Source organism: Shewanella mangrovi (genome assembly GCF_000753795.1).
Taxonomy (GTDB): domain Bacteria; phylum Pseudomonadota; class Gammaproteobacteria; order Enterobacterales; family Shewanellaceae; genus Shewanella; species Shewanella mangrovi.
The window spans coordinates 262,110-279,992 of sequence record NZ_JPEO01000001.1 but is presented as its reverse complement, the minus strand read 5'-3'; the positions used below and the strand labels follow the sequence as shown (position 1 = coordinate 279,992).

The 17,883-nt window shown below is 50.0% G+C and carries 15 protein-coding genes; 4 read left to right on the top strand and 11 right to left on the bottom strand.

Annotation, left to right across the window (positions count from 1 at the left end; all coding sequences use genetic code 11):
• Positions 1–299 precede the first annotated feature (299 nt).
• Positions 300–3,068, top strand: coding sequence for a TonB-dependent receptor (locus tag HR45_RS01105; protein ID WP_037438844.1), 2,769 nt, complete (start codon positions 300–302; stop codon positions 3,066–3,068).
• 2 nt (positions 3,069–3,070) lie between these two features.
• Positions 3,071–4,984, top strand: a complete 1,914-nt coding sequence (locus HR45_RS01100) for a phytase (RefSeq protein WP_052074403.1) — start codon at positions 3,071–3,073, stop codon at positions 4,982–4,984.
• A gap of 37 nt (positions 4,985–5,021) precedes the next feature.
• Here HR45_RS01100 and HR45_RS01095 read toward each other — a convergent pair whose 3' ends face one another.
• From HR45_RS01095 to HR45_RS01060, 8 genes are all read right to left on the bottom strand, one after another.
• Positions 5,022–6,359 (bottom strand): sensor histidine kinase, encoded by a 1,338-nt coding sequence (locus HR45_RS01095; RefSeq protein WP_037438842.1) that lies wholly within the window; start codon positions 6,357–6,359, stop codon positions 5,022–5,024.
• Complete coding sequence (locus HR45_RS01090) at positions 6,356–7,693, bottom strand: sigma-54-dependent transcriptional regulator (protein WP_037438840.1); 1,338 nt, start codon at positions 7,691–7,693, stop codon at positions 6,356–6,358. The genes HR45_RS01095 and HR45_RS01090 overlap by 4 nt, the downstream gene beginning before the upstream one ends.
• A gap of 19 nt (positions 7,694–7,712) precedes the next feature.
• On the bottom strand, positions 7,713–8,918 hold the full coding sequence (locus HR45_RS01085) for an ABC transporter permease (protein WP_037438838.1): 1,206 nt from the start codon (positions 8,916–8,918) through the stop codon (positions 7,713–7,715).
• 9 nt (positions 8,919–8,927) lie between these two features.
• Positions 8,928–10,274 carry an ABC transporter permease gene (locus tag HR45_RS01080; RefSeq protein ID WP_037438836.1) on the bottom strand — a complete coding sequence of 449 codons (1,347 nt, stop codon included), beginning with the start codon at positions 10,272–10,274 and terminating at the stop codon, positions 8,928–8,930.
• Between the two features lie 10 nt (positions 10,275–10,284).
• Positions 10,285–10,968: an ABC transporter ATP-binding protein gene (locus HR45_RS01075; protein WP_037438834.1), complete on the bottom strand. Its 684-nt coding sequence runs from the start codon at positions 10,966–10,968 to the stop codon at positions 10,285–10,287.
• 105 nt (positions 10,969–11,073) lie between these two features.
• Positions 11,074–12,354, bottom strand: coding sequence for an efflux RND transporter periplasmic adaptor subunit (locus tag HR45_RS01070; protein ID WP_206537872.1), 1,281 nt, complete (start codon positions 12,352–12,354; stop codon positions 11,074–11,076).
• A 161-nt stretch (positions 12,355–12,515) separates the two neighbouring features.
• Complete coding sequence (locus HR45_RS01065; RefSeq protein ID WP_037438832.1) at positions 12,516–13,358, bottom strand: EamA family transporter; 843 nt, start codon at positions 13,356–13,358, stop codon at positions 12,516–12,518.
• Positions 13,359–13,479: 121 nt separating this feature from the next.
• The gene (locus tag HR45_RS01060; protein ID WP_052074430.1) at positions 13,480–13,968 is read right to left on the bottom strand and encodes an HPP family protein; all 489 of its coding nucleotides are present in this window, start codon (positions 13,966–13,968) and stop codon (positions 13,480–13,482) included.
• Positions 13,969–14,116: 148 nt separating this feature from the next.
• Between HR45_RS01060 and HR45_RS01055 the strand changes: the two genes are divergently transcribed.
• Positions 14,117–14,668 carry a TetR/AcrR family transcriptional regulator gene (locus HR45_RS01055; protein WP_037438830.1) on the top strand — a complete coding sequence of 184 codons (552 nt, stop codon included), beginning with the start codon at positions 14,117–14,119 and terminating at the stop codon, positions 14,666–14,668.
• 169 nt (positions 14,669–14,837) lie between these two features.
• The gene (locus HR45_RS01050) at positions 14,838–15,128 is read left to right on the top strand and encodes a hypothetical protein (RefSeq protein WP_037438827.1); all 291 of its coding nucleotides are present in this window, start codon (positions 14,838–14,840) and stop codon (positions 15,126–15,128) included.
• Positions 15,129–15,190: 62 nt separating this feature from the next.
• Here HR45_RS01050 and HR45_RS19685 read toward each other — a convergent pair whose 3' ends face one another.
• The 3 genes from HR45_RS19685 to HR45_RS01040 all read right to left on the bottom strand — a co-directional run bounded on the left by HR45_RS19685 (position 15,191) and on the right by HR45_RS01040 (position 17,780).
• Entirely contained in the window at positions 15,191–15,316 is a 126-nt protein-coding gene (locus tag HR45_RS19685; protein WP_277619559.1) for a hypothetical protein, read from the bottom strand.
• A gap of 15 nt (positions 15,317–15,331) precedes the next feature.
• Positions 15,332–15,529, bottom strand: coding sequence for a hypothetical protein (locus HR45_RS01045; RefSeq protein WP_037438824.1), 198 nt, complete (start codon positions 15,527–15,529; stop codon positions 15,332–15,334).
• Positions 15,530–15,668: 139 nt separating this feature from the next.
• On the bottom strand, positions 15,669–17,780 hold the full coding sequence (locus tag HR45_RS01040; protein WP_037438822.1) for a winged helix-turn-helix domain-containing protein: 2,112 nt from the start codon (positions 17,778–17,780) through the stop codon (positions 15,669–15,671).
• Positions 17,781–17,883 lie beyond the last annotated feature (103 nt).

Here is a 17,883-nt window from a genome sequence, read left to right as displayed (position 1 = left end):
CATTTACGTAATAACAGTGAGCTAATTTGACCCCGAGTCAAATTAGCTCACTGTTTTCCATCTTTGCCAACAATAAACCTAATCAGCAGTGTCTTCTCACACGGCAACGCCCGAAAAACACGCTGTTACGCGGAGATGAGTGAGGGTCAAATCAGCTCACCATGCATCGTAACTTGCCAATTTAACGCTAATTTTGCGCGCTTCGTCGCCGCCGCAAATGTCACTGAAATGTTACTGACATATTCAGTTTTTAGCTTTGTCAGCGTTTAGGGGGAAATTACTTTGACCGGAGAATCACCATGACCCGCAACACCGTTGGCGCTAACACACTCAATACCGCCAAAACGCCTCTGGCGCTGGCGTGCGCCATGCTGCTCAGCATGCCTGCTGTCGCTGCTGAAATTAAAGGACAAATCATCGATAGCACTGGCGCCGCCATCCAAGGCGTTCCGGTGACACTCACCGGCATGAGCCGCGTTCAACTCAGCGATGCCAGTGGCCAATTCAGCTTCGCGAATCTGCCCGCAGGCGATTACCAACTGCAGGCAGGCCGCGAGCAAGGTGTTACTGAGCAGATCAGCCTAACCGCGGAACAACTGTATCAAACCAGCGTGACCCTCGCCGATGCCAATATTGAGCATCTGTCGGTGATTGGTCAAAGTGGTGCACTCAGCCGCTCACTCAGCGCGCAACGGAATGCCGATAACTTTATTACCGTTTCGTCGGCCGATGCCATTGGCGAGTTTCCCGATTCCAACGCCGCCGAATCGCTACAACGTATGGCCGGTTTATCGATTGAACGCGACCAAGGTGAAGGTCGCTTTGTACGAGTTCGCGGCTTGTCGCCGGATCTTAACGCCGTCACCTACAACGGCAGCACACTGCCAGCACCAGAATCGGGTACCCGCGCCGTAGCGCTGGATGTGATCCCATCCGATCTGTTGGAATCACTGACCGTCACTAAGACATTAACACCCGATATGGATGCTGATTCACTCGGCGGCTCCGTTGATATCAAGAGCCTCTCGGCGTTCGATAAAGAGGGACGTTTTACCAAGTTCACCGCTGAAGGCAGCTTTGACGAACATGAATCCGCCTACGGCAACAAACTCGCGGCAACCTACAGTGACCGCTACGCGCTCAGCGGCAGCGATGATGATTTTGGCATGGCATTAGCCGCCAGTAATGCGCTGCGTAAGTTTGGTTCAGATAACGTAGAAACCGGCGGCAAGTGGGATATTGGCGATAGCGATCTGCTGGAAAAAGTACAGATGCGCGACTATCAAATTGAGCGCGAGCGGCTTGGCCTCGCCGCTAACTTCGACTGGCGCCCCAATGACAACCACAACCTCTATGTGCGTACCCTGTATAGCCGCTTTGCCGATCAGGAAACCCGCAATGCCATCGCGACCAAATTTGACGACGGCTTAGCACTCGGTGACGACAACCAAGCCGCCGAAGTGAGCCGCGAGCTTAAACATCGCAAAGAAACCCAAACCATTAAGTCGATAGTCTTTGGCAGCGATTCGCACATCGATGACTGGAAACTCTCAACCCAGTTTGGCTGGAGCCAAGCGCAAGAGAAAAATCCTAATGGCATCTCTGGCGCCGCCTTTGAAGGCGAGTTTGATCCCGGTCTGAGCTATAACTCAAGCCGCAAACCGGTGCTCAGCGGCATCGATGCTTTTTACAATCCGAGTGAATATGAACTGGATGCGATTGAAGTTGAAAGCACCAAGGCGAAAGATCGTGACTACAATGGCCGCTTTGATATCAGCCGTAACCTTTACCTCAGCGACACTGTGTTAGAACTGAAAGCGGGCGCCAAATTTAGCCGCCGCAAGAAAACCAATGAAGAAACCCACTGGGTGTATGAAGACTTAGATGAGCAAGAAATTGCTGACGACGCGTTGCTGATGAGTGCTTATGCTGGCACAGATGTCGACTATGGCCTCGGCGACTTTGGCCCGAGCATTAAGCCTGACAGCATCCATCAACTGCTAGCGTCGCTCGATAAGGCAGATAACCTTGATGAGTTGGAATCCACCATCAATGATTACCAAATCAATGAGAATGTGAATGCCAGCTACTTGATGGCCACCTCGGACTGGGGCGATCTACGCATGGTGGCGGGGGTACGTTATGAAAAGACTGAACTGTCAGGTGCAGGCTGGGAATACAGCGAAATCACCGACAGCTACAGCGAACGTAACGTCAGCCATGACTACGATAATATTCTGCCATCAGTGCAGTTCCGCTATGGCATCAACAGTAACCTAGTCCTGCGTGCAGCGTGGACGAACTCATTAGTACGCCCAACCTTTGAACAGGTGTCACCCGGTTATCTGCTCGAAGGCTCGTTAGGTGAGCAAGAAGCAACCTTTGGTAATCCGCAGCTGAAACCATTGGAGTCATCCAACTACGATGTCGCCGCTGAGTACTACATGGGTGAGTCTGGCGTACTGTCGGCAGCATTCTTCTACAAAGATATTAAAAACTTTATCTATGAAGCCGACTTAGCCGGCCGTGATGGCTATGAAGACTTTGATGAAGCCAACACCTTTATCAACGGTGACAGCTCAAAACTCTATGGCGCCGAATTTAACTTTGCCCAGAAACTGGAGATGTTGCCCGCCCCTTGGAATGGTCTGCTGCTTAGCGCTAACCTGACACTAAGTCATTCTAAAGCCAGTATTAGTTGGTTGGATGATGGTGAACTGCAAAACCGCGATATTCGCTTTCCAAGTCAATCGGACACCACCGGCAATATTGCGCTTGGCTACGAGAATGAATTCCTGAGTTTACGCATCTCAGCCGCATATAAGTCCAATTACATGACCGAAGTGGGTGAACTGGATGATGCCGATTACGACATCTACCAGCAAGACCACCTGCAATTTGACTTTATCGCCAAAGGCTTTATCAGCAAGGATGTCATGGTCTACTTCAAGGCCCTGAATATCAACGATGAGCCGTACTACACCTATACCGGTGCCGAAGGACGTAACGCGCAATATGAAGATTACGGCCCAACTTATCAAATCGGTATCAATGTCAGCGGGTTTTAAGCATGCATAAATCTCTTTTATATATCAGTTGCGGCCTCGTGCCTTTGTGGCTTAGCGGCTGTCAGCAAGGTGAATCCAAGGCCGACGTCACGCCAAATACCCTCGCACAAGTGAGCGCCGCCAGCGCCAGTTGGCAAAGCCCTGACGCTAAGTTACTGCTGACAGTGAGTGAGCAGCAAGGCATGCAACTGAGCAGTGCTGGCGGCATGCAGCAACTGCCCGGCGCCTTTGATCAACTTAGCGTTAAGCCCCTCGGCGATCAGCAATGGGCCGCGGCAACGTTAGATGAACGCGCCAACACCATTACTGTGGTGAATGTGAGTGAATCCTCACTGAACCTTAAACAGCAGTGGCGTTTGCCAGAACTACAACCCGACAGCTTGTGTCTGTTTAATGATGCGCAAAATCAGACATTGACGCTGTTTGTGCAAGATGGCGCTAGCCGCGCTCAGCAATGGCTGCTGGCACAGCACCAACAGTGGTTGCCAACGCCGAAGTTACTGCGACCATTAAACCAACCGCATGACATCAAGGATTGTGCGGTCGATGATAACAATGGCTGGTTGTACACCTTGGAAGAAGGCGTTGGTATTTGGCGTAGTCCGGCGAGAATTGAAACTGCGCCTGAACGTGAGCCCATCAACTTACTGAAGCCTTGGGGCGATCTCGACCATGAGCCCAGTGCGCTGCGTACCGATAGCATGGGCAACCTGTTTGTGCTTGATGAAGCGGGCAGCCAACTCAGCTATTGGTCAGTCACGGCATTAAATACAGCGTCACGCCAGCAAAAAACGCTGCCACAATTTATTGCACTTACACCACAACCGACCGAAACCTTGTCAGCGACGGTCACGACTGCAGGAAACAGCCGCGTACTGCTCACCCACAGTGATGGCAGCGTTGCCAGCTTGTCACTCAGCACCGCGGTCAGCACAACTGAAGCGCAACTGCCAATGGTCACAGCTTCTGCCGAAACACCAGCAGCCGACCGCAGTGGCGATGTGATGGACGACCCGGCGATTTGGGTTAATAAAACTATCCCTGAGCAATCGCGCATTTTGGGTACCCACAAAAAAGATGGTTTGTACGTTTATGATTTGAATGCCAAGCAAGTCGCGCGCTTTGGCGATGGCAAACTGAATAACGTCGATGTACGAGATGGCTTTCCATTTAACGGCGAAACCATAGGCTTAGCCGCCGCCAGCAAACGCGAAGATAACTCTTTGATGTTTTACGGTATTCATCAAAATGGCGATGTATTCCGTATTGGCAAGCAGCCATCGGATCTCGACCCAATTTACGGTCTGTGCATGGGTAAAATCGATGACAAATTCTATGTGTTTGCCAACGATAAAACTGGCCGTATCGATCAGTACCTGATTAGCGATAATCAGGGGCAGATAAAAGCTGAGCGCGTGCGCCGTCTAAAGGTTGCCACCCAACCCGAAGGTTGTGCCATTGATGACAAGCGAGCGCGCTTGTTTGTCGGCGAAGAAGATGTGGCGGTATGGACTGCCGATGCTCACCAAGATGCCAGCACCACGCTGAGCAAAGTCGCGGACGTTGGCCCCGCGCTAGTCGCCGACATTGAAGGCATGGAGATCGCACAAGGTGAAACACCGCTGCTGCTGGTATCGAGCCAAGGCAATAACAGCTATGCCCTCTTTAATGCAGTTGCGCCTTATCAATATCGTGGCAGTTTTCGAATCGGGCTCGATGCCAACCGCGGCATTGATGGCGCCTCAGAAACTGATGGCCTTGATGTGGTTAGCGGCCCGGTCGGTAGCCAGTATCCGCATGGATTATTAGTGGTACAAGACGGCCACAATCGCATGCCGGATGAAGCGCAAAACTTTAAGTATGTGGATTGGAACACCGTACTGAAGACGCTTGGGATTGATAACCTAAGCAACTAACCATCGACTATTGAGCACGATGGATGCAGCAGCCGGACTATGTTACATGCAATAGTTCCGGCTGTTTTTTTGTCGGCAACCAGAAGCTAACTTCTAAACCACCGCCATCGCGATTACGAATCGCCAGTTGACCACCGTGATTTTCAATAATCTCGCGGCATAGTGCTAAACCTAAGCCTGTCCCCTCGGTTTTAGTGGAGTAAAACGGCAGTAAGGCACTCTTCAAGGTATCGTCACTCATACCGCTGCCACGATCACTCACAGTCAACCATTGTCGATGTGCCGTCTGTCGAATGTCGAGACAGATATCTGCCGCAGCAGAACCCGCTTCAGTGGCATTTTTTATGAGATTAAGCAGCACCTGCGCCAACTGTTTACTATCCCCCCAACTCGCTTGTTCGGGTAATTCACCTGACAAGGTAAACGGTCGAATGCCTTGCAGCGTGTCTAACAGTTCCCGCCAGTGAAAAGTTTCTACTCGCGGCAGAGGCAGGCGTGCAAAGTCGGCATATTCCTGTAAAAAGCTATTGAGATGGGCGCTGCGCTCAGCAATCGTGCTGAAGATCCGCTGCAACACTTCAGGATTATTATCGCGCTCAAGTAACTTTTGCCCAGAATGCGCCATTGAGCTGATAGGCGCCAATGAGTTATTTAGCTCATGGCTGATAACGCGGATCACTTTCTTCCAGGTTTGAATTTCCGCTTGCGTCAGTTCCTGTGTCAGCGGCTTAAATTGATAAAGCTGCGACTGCATGCCATTCATCCGCATACTGGCGTAACTTAAGTGCCAGATTTGTTGCTCGCCATTACGTTCCAGAGAAAACACCCCGTCACGCGGCTCAAGCAGAATGCTGGCAAGCTCCTCATTGGCATTGGCAATCGTCGCCACCGCTTTGCGTTCCAGTTGTTGCCCCTGCCCGAGCAAATGACGCGCTGCCAGGTTAGCAAATAGCACCTGACCTTGTTCGTCGGCCAGTAAAATCGCCAAACTGGTGTTTTGCAGTACAGTATCGAGCAGCAACTCACGTTGAAAAATATGGGCGCGCTGGCGGCGCATACTGTCCGAGGCTTGATTAAAACGTAGCGCCAATTGGCTCAGCTCATCAGCGCCATTCACACTCAGCGACACTGAAAAATCATTATCCTGAAAATTCAGCAACCCGGTTTGCAAGGCTTGCAAACCATGATTAATCCGCGAGGTAACGCTGCGGCCGAGGATTAATCCGACTAAAGCGCCCGCAAGCACGCCTGCCAAAATACTGAGTTGAAGTGGCCATTGCCAATGCAACAGTATCGCCGCAGTTGCGGCACAACTTGCGAGCGCTAACACCAATACTGCGGTGAGTTTTCCTTCAACACTGAGACCAAAATTCACGCGTGGTTGATTCCGTATTTATCCATGCGCCGATAGAGCGCTTGCCGTGAAAGCCCCAATTGCCGCGCCGCTTCTGCGACCGAACTGGTGTTCGCCAAGGTGGTGCGAATCTGTTCAGCATCGGGTTCATAGGCGGGTCTGACGTTGCTGCTGGCTTGCGCTGACACAGGCAATCCGAGATCGGCACATTCGATAGCATTTTTCGGTGCCAATAACGCAGCGCGGGTCAGGGTGTTTTGCAGCTCACGCACATTGCCCGGCCAGTCGTAGTTTTCTAGCGCTCGCACCGCCTCTAAGCTAAGCTCGCGGCCCGCAAGAAAATGGCGTGCCAGCGGTAGAATATCCTCGCGGCGTTGCCTTAATGCGGGCAATTGCAGCTCAATTACATTGAGGCGATAGAAGAGATCTTCGCGAAAACTGCCGTCGCTGATGGCCAGCGGCAAATCGGTATTGGTTGCCGACACTAAACGTACGTTGCAACGACGCGTCTGTGATGAGCCTAAGCGTTCAAATTCGCCAGTTTGTAATACTCGCAGCAATTTCATCTGCCCACTGAGCGACAAGTTACCAATTTCATCCAAAAATAAAGTGCCGCCGTCAGCCGCTTCAAAGCGGCCAATGCGCGTTTTGGTAAGACCGGTGTAGGCCCCAACTTCGGCGCCAAATAGCTCCGCTTCCATCAAATCAGCGGGTAAGGCACCCGCATTTACGCGAATAAAGGGGCCGGACTTTACCGCCGAGTTTTGCTGGATCATTTCAGCAATTTTTTCTTTGCCTGCGCCATTAGGGCCGGTGATCAATATCGGCACATCGGCTCTCGCGACTTGCAGTGCCGTTTCCACCAGCCGCTGCATCGCTTCCGACTGATAAATCAAACCACTGACATCATATTTTTGTGCCGTTTGCTGGCGTCTGGCTGATAGCTCTCGCTGTTGCTGCCGCTGCTGGCTACTGAGTTCGGCCAGTTCCAGCAGGTTATTTACCGTTGCCAGCAGCTTGGCATCATCCCACGGTTTGCCAAGATAATCGGCAGCCCCCGCCTTCACCAACTCAACCGCGGTTTCCAGTTCGGTCCATGCCGTCAGTAAGATCAGCGGCAGATCGGGAAAATCTTGCCGAATGGCATAAAACAGCTGTTTGCCTTCATTACCATCGGTCTGATCACGGCTGAAATTCATGTCCTGAATCACCAGCGCTACATCCCCTTGCGCCAACCGTTTGAGTCCAGCAGTAGGCGTGGCCGCAACATCAGCATTAAAGCCGTTGACGCTCAACAATAGCGACAGCGCATCACGCACTGCGCTGTTATCATCAATGATTAAAATGGTGTCCATAATTGCCTATGTGTTAAACCTAAACGCTGCGGGTGGCTAATGCTGGCGACACTAAGCTACTACGCCAAGCCGGGACTAACGCTGCCAACAAACCAAGCAACAGCACTGCCAGCATACTGAAAAGAATGTAACTCAGCGGCAGTGCACTCATCTGATAATGCTGCACCATCAACTGGTTAAGCGCCAACGACAGAATCACGCCTAATACGACTCCGATAGCAGTTATCAGCAGGTTTTCGGTCAAAAAGTAACGCATTACCGCCAGTCGGCTCGCCCCTAAAGCACGGCGAATACCAATCTGGCGACGCCGTTGATTGCCCCACAGCAATGTTAGTCCCACGATACCCAAACCAGTAACACTTATCACTAAGATCATGGTGACAGTTAACATCTTTACCATCGAGATATGGCGTCTATAGGAACGTTGCTTGAACTCGGTTACCGGACGGACATTGCGCACAATACGGTTAGGATCGAGCTTTTGTAGTAGCTTAGGCACCTTGACCATCAATTGTGATAACTGGCCGGGTTCACAACGGACGATGTACGTGAGCGAATCATTGGCAACAAAGTTGGCGATAAATGCGACCCCAGTGGCGTAATCTTGCGCCACATAGCTGACCATCGCGGGTTCAACTACGCCAATGACGGTGCTCCCCATCAGCTGTTTACCCAAGACATCGACATCTTTACCGAACAAAGCATCGGCCAAAGTGCGGGTCAGTACGATGCCCGACAAATCTGCGCCGTTACCAAACACTGAGCCACTAAAGCCAATATCCGTGTCATTAAAAAAGCGCCCAGAAACCAGCTTAAGTCCCAGCGTGTTCAAGCCGTGGCTGTCGGTTGAAAACAGGTCGGTTAACACCGACACTGGTTTATCAGGGTTTTCCTCGTTGGTCATATCGCTGGAGCTGCCGGAATTCGACAGCGGTGAAGTATTACCAAAGCTAGCATCCACCACGCCTGGGAGCCGACGGATCTCATCAAGATCTCGTATTACATCCTGATAATTGGATTTCGGGTTGGACAACTGCGCAATGCGTAAAGTGAACAGGTTTTGCTCATCAATCCCGGTCGGGCGTTCGATAAGCTGCTGCCGATCATGCACCACGTAAGCCGCGTTTGAGACTATGCCTAAGGTAAGTGCCGCCTGCACAATAATCAGCAGTGCACCGGTTTTATTGCGCCACAAAGTGCGCAGAATGGGGCCAAATTCAAACATTGTGTGCTCCTACTGACTTTTAAGAGATTGGGCGGGAGACGTCTTACTGATCCGCCATGCGGGATAACACCCAGCCAACATACTGGCAAGCAACGCCAGTAGCACCGTAATGGCAATGGTATAAGCGTCGCTATACACCACTTGTGCTTCATCTCGGCTAACCAACATGCGGACAAAGCCCAAACCTAGCTGACTGAATCCAATGCCGAGCACACCACCCAATATGCCAATCAGTCCACTTTCCAACAGGTTTTGGCTGAAAATAGCGCTGCGACTAGCGCCAAGTGCACGCCGCACACCGGCTTCAGAAGACTGGCGTAATAATTTGGCAAGCAGTAAAGCGATCGAGTTAATAATGCAGACTACCAGGAAGGTTAATGCCATCCAGGTCATCACTCGCGTGTCATTGCTGACCACGCCATTGAGTTCTAACCATTCTGATGGTGTCGACAATGCGTATTTAAACTCACGTTCAAAGAAGTCGTTTTTACGCTGTTCTTCATAATAACCTGTCACATAATCGACAAACGCCGTTTTGCTTTGTGCCGTCGGCAACTCAGCCCAGTATTGCAGCCAAAAGCATCGGTTTTGCAAAATGAAGTTGTACTGCTCAACGGGATCTGTCGGGAATTGAATATTGTCCCCGGTAATTGAGCACGACATAGTGCCATAAGGCATCATGCTGAGCGCGCGATGCAAACCAAACGGCAGATAGATACCAGCATTACCACCAAACGCACCTTGAGAGAGATCTTGCACCGATGGCTGCGGCGCAAATTCTTCTACGATGCCGACAATCTGGTATGGCTTGCCGTTTAGCTGAATACTGCGACCAACCGAATTCTCACCGTTAAACAGGCGCTCATTTGTCGGGCGATCTAACACCACCTGATATTGCGCATCATAATCTGCTTGCTTATCCCACACCTTGCCATAGATAAAAGGCACGCCAAACAGCGCAAAGAAGTCCTTCGTCGTCACTCGAATCACTTCCTTGCTGGGCTTCACCCGATTATCTTGCAGCGACACCGCGGCCGCCCAGCGATGCATCGCTATCTGATGTTCAGGAATGTTCGAATCCAGCAATGCCATTGCCGTGCGGTAACTCAGCAGATAAGGCAAACCATTCTTTAAGGTGTTAGTAGAACTCGCTGGACCGGTGGATGCGCTATTGAGCTGCAAGGCATAGATGCGATTATTTTGCTCAGCAAGACCATTATTTGACATCACATGTTGCAAGGTCACCATGGTCATGGATACCGCCACCCCCACCGCCAGCGTCAAAATCATCAAACTAGAAATCACTGGCGTACGCTTCACCGAGCGCCAAGCCAGATGCATATAGTAGGCAAACATCGTGCGCTCCTTACACTGCTTGGCGTAGCGTTAAATCCGCTACTTCACCATCGACTATCTGAATATTGCGTTGTGCGCGGCGTGCCAGTTCAGGATCATGAGTGACCATCACAATGGTGGTGCCCTGGCTGTTGATCTGCTCAAGTAACTCCATGACTTGGCGCGCCATCGTGGTATCTAAGTTACCGGTCGGTTCATCCGCCAGCAAAAACGCAGGTTCGCCCGCCAGAGCTCGGGCGATCGCAGCCCGCTGTTGCTGCCCACCACTGAGTTGTGACGGCAGATGTTTGGCTCGCGCTGATAGCCCTACTTTGGCCAATGCATCTTCAATCCGACGTTTGCGCTCCGCGCGGCCAAACCCGCGATAGCGCAACGGCACATCGACGTTATCGAAAATATTAAGATCCGGAATGAGATTAAATCCCTGAAAAATAAAGCCGATCTTTTCGTTGCGTAGTTTGGAGCGCTGACTATCTGAGAGCCCATGGACACTGATGCCATCGAGCTGATAACTGCCACCATCAAATGGCTCAAGCAAACCGGCAATATTGAGAAAGGTCGTTTTACCAGCGCCAGATGGACCGGTCACCGAGACAAATTCACCGGCTTTCACATGCAAACTAAAATCACGTAAGGCATGGGTCGCCACAGTATCAGTGCGAAACACTTTCGCGATATGTTCCATTTTTAGCATATCGATTTCCTTCTAAAGTTCTGTCTGTTGCCGCCTTGGCAGCATCAATAAATTCAAAAAATGCGGCACACTCCTTGTGCCTTAGCGTCGGGAATTTCCTTGATGTTAATTGGTAAGCAATAGCGAATCGGCGTCTTTAAAACGGCTGGTATCTGAAATAATCACCTGTTGTCCAGCCTGTAAGCCGGTACTGACTTCGACATAACTAAATCCATTAGCCCCTAGTGACAACGGCACTCTTGTGGCGGTATCCCCTTGCACCACAAAGGCGCTGCGACCACTGTCTGAGTCAACAAAGTTGCCACGAGGCAAGCGTAATACGTTGAGACGATTCTCCAGCAGAATGCGACCCGACAGACGTTGGTTTTGACGAATTTGCTCAGGCACAGCGCCAGTAAAGCGTAAACGGGCCACCACTTGGTTATTGGTGATTTCGGGGCTAATCGCGGCAATTTCCCCCGGATAAACAGTGCCATTACTGCTGATTTCCACTGGCATATTGAGTGTTAAGTCATCGGCGTAACTTTCCGGCACCATGACTTCCACCTCGTAGCCCGACAGGTCGACCACCGTCAGCAATGATTGATAAGCAGGCACTGCCGCTTTTTGCGCTTGAGACAAACTGCCAACCATGCCATCCACTGGTGAAGTGACATTTAAGGTATCGGATTGACGTTGCAGCTCTGCCACCAGCAACTCTTGGGCACGGATCTGCTGTTGCAAAATCTGCGCTTCATAGCTAGCTGACTGCTTGGCTAATGCCAATGAGGTTTGACTTTGAGTCGCGACGAGTTCAGCACGTGCCAGTTCGTCCCTACTGCGCTGAAAATCACGGTCACTGATAATTTCGTTGCGACGCGCTTCTTGGTTGCGAGCCAGTTCGCGTTTGGCCGCGATCAGATCCACTTGTGCTAAGTCTAACGCTTGCTGTTTTTGCAATAAGTCGCGTTTAGCAGTGATCTGTTGCTGCGCCTGTTGGCCTTGTAGTTGCGCTAATGACGCCTGCTGTTGCTTGAGTTCAGAGGTGGTTTGTGGACTGTCGACGATGGCCAACAGCTGGCCTTTAGCGACTTTGTCGCCAGCTTTGACTTGGTAGGTCACAATACCTTGGGCAGTGCTATACAAGGTTGGGCTATTAGCGGCTACGACCTTACCTTGCACGCTTAAATCCCGTTGTACATCGCCGCGTTCGACAGTTGCGATGCGAATCGCACTGCGGCTGACCGTCATATCGGTATTGGCGACTTGGCGCCATTGGCTGATCAGAAAAAACACCAATAACAACGCGACAACCGCCGCGGCTAACCAATACCACATTTTACGGTGAGTATTCGGTTGCAGTTGCACATCTTGACCGCTGGTGTCTTGTATCATTGCCATGCTCATAACAAAATTCTCCTGTTGCTTACTCAGAAGTAACCAAGTTATGTGCCAAGTTTTATTTTATTGTTTTATATAGATTTTTATTTTATAGACTGTCCGATACAACTGTCCGTTTTCGTCCGGCGTTGACCGGACAGCGCTAACTGTCCGCTTGGTCCGCTCCGTCACTCACGCGCGGATTTCTTCGATACCCATAATGCCAGTAACATACACAAGCAACCTGCGATAAGGCGGGGCCAATCACTGACCAGACCACCCCAGAACAGCACGTTTACGGCGATACCGGCGGGGATAAGCATGTTATTCATCACCGCTAACTGCTGTGCATTGACCTTGGTTGAGCCATAACTCCAGGCCAGATAGCCCAACCCGGAGGTAACAATCCCCAACCACAACAGCACGGTAATCTCACTGGCGGTATCCGGCAGTAAAGTCCAATCCGCTTTGGCCAACATCATCGCGCCACTGACCAATAACGCCCCGGCAAAAAACCAAAAAAATCGAGCCCGATGCGGTAATGGATTGGATTGCGTTTGATGGCGATACCACACTTGGCCAAAGGCAAAACAGGCGTTGGCAGCTTGAATGTAGGCAAAGCCCAGCCAATATTGTTCGCTGAGTTCTGTCCAGCGGATCACCGCAGCACCGGCAACCGCCAACAAGGCGGGCAACCACAATTGATAAGGTTTGCGTTTGGCAAACAGGTCAGCGAAAAGGCTCACATACAGCGGTGTAAAGATGGTAAATAGCAGTAATTCTGACACTGTCAGGTACTGGTAGCTGTGATACAAAAACAGATAGGTACCAGCGATTTCAATCGCGCCAGTGGCCATCATCACCAGCGCTTGTTTAAATGACACCTTTTGAAAAAATGGCAAGAAAATCAAAAATGCCAGCGCCATTCGTGACGCGACAGCAATATAGTCATCTACCTGTCCATGCAGATAGACACCAATCAAAGAAAATGAAAACGCCCAAATTAGGGTGATGAGCCACAACAACACCATCGGTTTAATCCTGACCACTAGCGCCAACAAGCATGTCTGCGGCGCTCCAATTTTTGTGTCGGCAGTTTAACAAATAATCCTGTTATGGCATGCGCCAAATTCACGCGCTGCACTATCGGCGCTATAGCAAGCGTTGATTCAGTCTCCGCATCAGTTGTGCCACCATCACCATCACGATTGCCCCCAGCAACACAGTAGTAAACAGAAATGACCACTGTTGCCCAGTCAGCATAATCAGCAACGGATTAGCGCCCGCAGGTGGATGCGTCGTATTACTCAGCAACATGGTGGTGACCGCTAAGCCTACTGCCAGAGCCAAAGTTAATGGCGTTACGGCAAAAAATTGCAAAAACACCAAGCCAATTAGGGCAGTCAATAAATGCCCGAGAATCACATTCTTGGGCTGCGCCAGCGGGCTTTGTGGTAGGCCAAAAACAATCACCGCCGTCGCACCAAATGGTGCCATCAGAAATACCCAGTGAGGATTAATTTCGCTACAAAATGCTAGTACGCCAATGGCCAGAGCTGCCCCGACACCCGCGATAAGTGCCACGGCGGTCGTGCGAAGTCTGGTGGCTGCGGTGGTATGAGATGGGCTTTGAGTCGCCATTGTCTGTGCGGCTATTACGGTTTGTTGAACCATTTTCGACTCCTTGAGTAAGGTTGTTGCAATTTAAAAGGAGATAAATCTGTCTACCATACTTTAGAGTAGACAACTCTGTCTCCTTTTGTCAACATAACGATATTAAGGAGAAGTTATGCAAAACAAACGACAGCTACTGGTGGAAACAGCGCTACAACTGTTTTATCAACATGGCGTTAATTCCATCGGCATTAACGAAGTAATCAAACACAGTGGTATTGCCAAAAAAACGCTGTACAACTATTTCGCCAGTAAGGAAGAACTGGTTCTGGCGACGCTTGCCGAGCGACATCAGCGTTTCATCAACTGGCTGACGGCGCAGCTCAGCGACTGCCACAGCAATCGCGAGTTGGCTGAAAAGCTATTTAGTGGCTTAGATCTATGGTTCCACAATAAAGCAGACAGTTTAGGGAACTTCCGTGGCTGCTTTTTCATTAATACCGCCGCTGAATTTGGCGATCCTAGTTCAGCCATTCATCAAGCCTGCCTGCAGCATAAGCGGGCAGTTGAAGCGCTGATTGCAGCGCATATGCCGCAACCGAATACCGCGTTATTGTCATTGCTATGCATATTGAAAGAAGGCGCTATTGTCTGTGCTTATGTGAATCATCAACCGGATGCGGCGCGGCAAAGCTTACAGGCATTATTGCCACTGCTGCATGACTAGATCAGGCGCTAAAGCACCATAACTCTATAGGCAATAATGAGTTAACAGCGATTGCTTAACCAAGCGCTTTCACTGTGCTATTGTCAAAAGAGCGCCTGACGACAACTGCCGCCGAGGTGAACTTTTAAACGCAATGTTATTCTCAATGCCAATATCAGAGGTTCGCTGCATGTTTCCTTATCCCGAGCACTATCGCGTCGCCGCCCCGCCCATCATTACTTTTCTTATGGTGATGTGGAGCGTTATCGGTCATTGGCTGATTGGTGATGGCAACATGCTGGTGATTGCTGTGCTAGGAGTATTATTCCCGGTGATCTTCTTTATGCATCTGCATTTAGTGTTTATTGCTGAGGGGATGAAGCGGCTCGACCAAGCCTTTTACGGCTTAATTCACTGCACACTGTCTTTTGTGGTGTGGACGTTTTGCTTTATGCTAATTTCAGGCAAGTCGTTTATTTAGGCAAAAAAAACACTGCTTAAACGATAAGCAGTGTCACTCAATATTAGAAGGGAGGTCTAACATTAATCCTTTCGGCCGTGCTCAATTAATTTTGATTCTTCTGACGCCAGAATGATGTTGAAAAACAGGTAATACATCACACCTAATGCACTCAGGCCACCTGCCACATAGATGATTAAATTCAACATAGTCACCACCACTCATTACATTTCGTCGGTGCTACGTTGTTGCTGATAGATGACACATTCAGGATATGGTTCACACAGCATAGGTTTCACTACTTCATCGCCCTTATCCTTGGCTGTGGTTAATGCTGAAGCACTCAGCAAAGGCACCGCAATGACGGTTGGTAACACTGCCAGACTTACCACTCTTTTCCAGTTAACAGTCATCTTTTTCATTTCTGTAACTCCATCGGTCATCCTTAGTGTTGTTCAGCAAATGCAACACAGCACATGCTGAACTCTGGACGATTAACGTTACCGAAAGATGAAAATCAGGCCATAACGAAAAGATGATGAAAAGATTATTTTTAGATAATCAATTGGTTAGAGATACAATATCGGTGTTGGATTTGGCGAGTAGCGACAACACTACATCACCAGTTTCTGCCACGGATAACGACAGTTTGGAGACATCTTCCATCGCAATCGGCTGCCGCTTAATACTGCCATCAGCCAGTGAGATAGTGACTAGCTGACTATGATGGCCATCTTGCTCAATCAGCCAAATTTCCCCCTTGGCAATTTGCCATGCGGTAGCAAATCTTGGGGTAAATCTATCAGTGACTAAACGCAGTTTGCCACCCAGAAGTTGCCAGATTCCTGCTTGGTGTAGTTGCGTGACATAAAGAGCACCATCTGCGGCATACTTAGCCGAAAAACCCTCAGCGAGGATAAGCTGACTATCTTGTTTAGGCGTTAATGAAAACTGCCTAATCTGCCAAACACCATCCAAAACTACCGCTGCGATGAGATGTTGGCTGTCACTGCCCCACGCCACATTACGCACATCATCCATGCCTGCTGGATAGGTAATTTGGCCGCTACTTAAATCAAGTACAAACGCGCGCCGGTTAAGCGAACCAGCGATCTGTTTATCATCACGGGAAAAACTCAATTCATCGAGATGGGAAAATGAACTGAGATTGGTTAATTGCGTCTCATGACCGTCTGTATGTCTTAGCCACAATTGAGGTAAACCACTGCGGTTAGACACAAACAGCAATTGCTTACCATCATGACTCAGCGCAGGCTTATAGTCTCTACGGCTGCTATACACCCAGCGTTTGGGGGCTGACGTTTGTGGCGCTGGCCACCACCATAGCTCCTCTTCAAATAACTCGCCCATTACCGCGTTAAGTTGCCCATTAGCATTGCTTACTGGCGAATTTATTTCTGCTGCCACACTAGTGACACGCTGAATAGCATGGGAGGCCAAGGTTAAACGATAGAGTTGCCCTGCTTCACCACGATAAATCATCGCTTCACCGCTTTGTGTCCAAGCAATTGAACGCAGAGGATAACCAACCCGAATGAGGTTTCGCCACTCCCCGTCATCAACATCAAATAGCAGTACCTGCGTATCGAACCAATCAATACTGCGCAACACCGCAATTTGACTGCCATCAGGCGACAACGCCATAGCGTAATCACCTCGCCCGGCGATATGTGGCTGGCTGAGTTGTTCACGACGACCATCAACTAAACTAAGCCGAAACAGTCGCTTATAACCTTCCACTCCGTCGGCATCAACGTAGTACAGGGCTAGTCCTGAAGGCGCCCAAGCGATGCTGGTCGATTGAGTTGAAGGGTGGCAATTAAACTCTTGCTGTGTCGCTTTGGGTTGCAAGATGTCGTACACCATAATGTGGCAGCCAGTGCTAGCACTCCAACTTAAATACGCCAGTTTGTTGCCCGCGTGATTCCAGGCAGGGTAGCGCATATTGCCCCCCTCAGCTTGCGGAATATTACGGATACTTTGATCTGCTATCGATAGCAAACGCAGATGCCAAGCTTCCTCATCCAGACCACGATAAGCGAATGCTAACTTCTGTCCATCAGGCGATAAAGCCGGATCAACTTCTTGTCCTTCATTAAACGTCAGCGGCTTCACCTGCATAATATCGTCAGCTGCAGGGCGTGCAGAACGACCGCCAATTGGCTGCAGCAGCCACCACGCCAATAACAGTAAAAAGAATAAAGAAGAGAACATCAGCAGCCGTCGATTACCCTTAGCTGCTGGCACCAATGCAGATGAGCCGTTGTCATCTAACGGCGCTGGCATCAGTCCCGCGTCATTCGTTTCAATGGCAGGAGTAATTCCCGAAGTGCTCTCGATGACTTCGATATCAGCAATCAGCACATAGCCTTTTTTGGGCACGGTACGAATAAATTGTGGTGATTTGGCATCGTCCCCAAGGGATTGACGGATCAGCCCGATGATACGGTTAATTGCATTATCGGAAACCATGCCGCCGCACCAAACTTCACTGATTAACATGTCTCGTGAGACCAGTTGGTCAGCATGCCGAATAAGACACAGCAGCACTTGCATGACACGGCTTTCGAGACGAATTTGTTCATCGTTACGACAAAGCGTCAGCATCTGCGGATCTAAGACCCAGTCATTGATTCGGTATTTTGGTGACAAATGAGCGCCGTTAACAAACCTGAATGATGGTTAAGATACTAATCGCCATAGCGCAAAATGAGAAGTCGCAATCAAATGAATTGTCGATACCGACACGACTTGC

Bases quoted from the DNA above. Each gene is read 5' to 3' on its own strand.
- HR45_RS01105 (WP_037438844.1), top strand. From the start codon at position 300: ATGACCCGCAACACCGTTGGCGCTAACACACTCAATACCGCCAAAACG.
- HR45_RS01100 (WP_052074403.1), top strand. From the start codon at position 3,071: ATGCATAAATCTCTTTTATATATCAGTTGCGGCCTCGTGCCTTTGTGG.
- HR45_RS01090 (WP_037438840.1), bottom strand. From the start codon at position 7,693: ATGGACACCATTTTAATCATTGATGATAACAGCGCAGTGCGTGATGCG.
- HR45_RS01085 (WP_037438838.1), bottom strand. From the start codon at position 8,918: ATGTTTGAATTTGGCCCCATTCTGCGCACTTTGTGGCGCAATAAAACC.
- HR45_RS01080 (WP_037438836.1), bottom strand. From the start codon at position 10,274: ATGTTTGCCTACTATATGCATCTGGCTTGGCGCTCGGTGAAGCGTACG.
- HR45_RS01075 (WP_037438834.1), bottom strand. From the start codon at position 10,968: ATGCTAAAAATGGAACATATCGCGAAAGTGTTTCGCACTGATACTGTG.
- HR45_RS01070 (WP_206537872.1), bottom strand. From the start codon at position 12,354: ATGAGCATGGCAATGATACAAGACACCAGCGGTCAAGATGTGCAACTG.
- HR45_RS01065 (WP_037438832.1), bottom strand. From the start codon at position 13,358: ATGGTGTTGTTGTGGCTCATCACCCTAATTTGGGCGTTTTCATTTTCT.
- HR45_RS01060 (WP_052074430.1), bottom strand. From the start codon at position 13,968: ATGGCGACTCAAAGCCCATCTCATACCACCGCAGCCACCAGACTTCGC.
- HR45_RS01055 (WP_037438830.1), top strand. From the start codon at position 14,117: ATGCAAAACAAACGACAGCTACTGGTGGAAACAGCGCTACAACTGTTT.
- HR45_RS01050 (WP_037438827.1), top strand. From the start codon at position 14,838: ATGTTTCCTTATCCCGAGCACTATCGCGTCGCCGCCCCGCCCATCATT.
- HR45_RS19685 (WP_277619559.1), bottom strand. From the start codon at position 15,316: ATGTTGAATTTAATCATCTATGTGGCAGGTGGCCTGAGTGCATTAGGT.
- HR45_RS01045 (WP_037438824.1), bottom strand. From the start codon at position 15,529: ATGAAAAAGATGACTGTTAACTGGAAAAGAGTGGTAAGTCTGGCAGTG.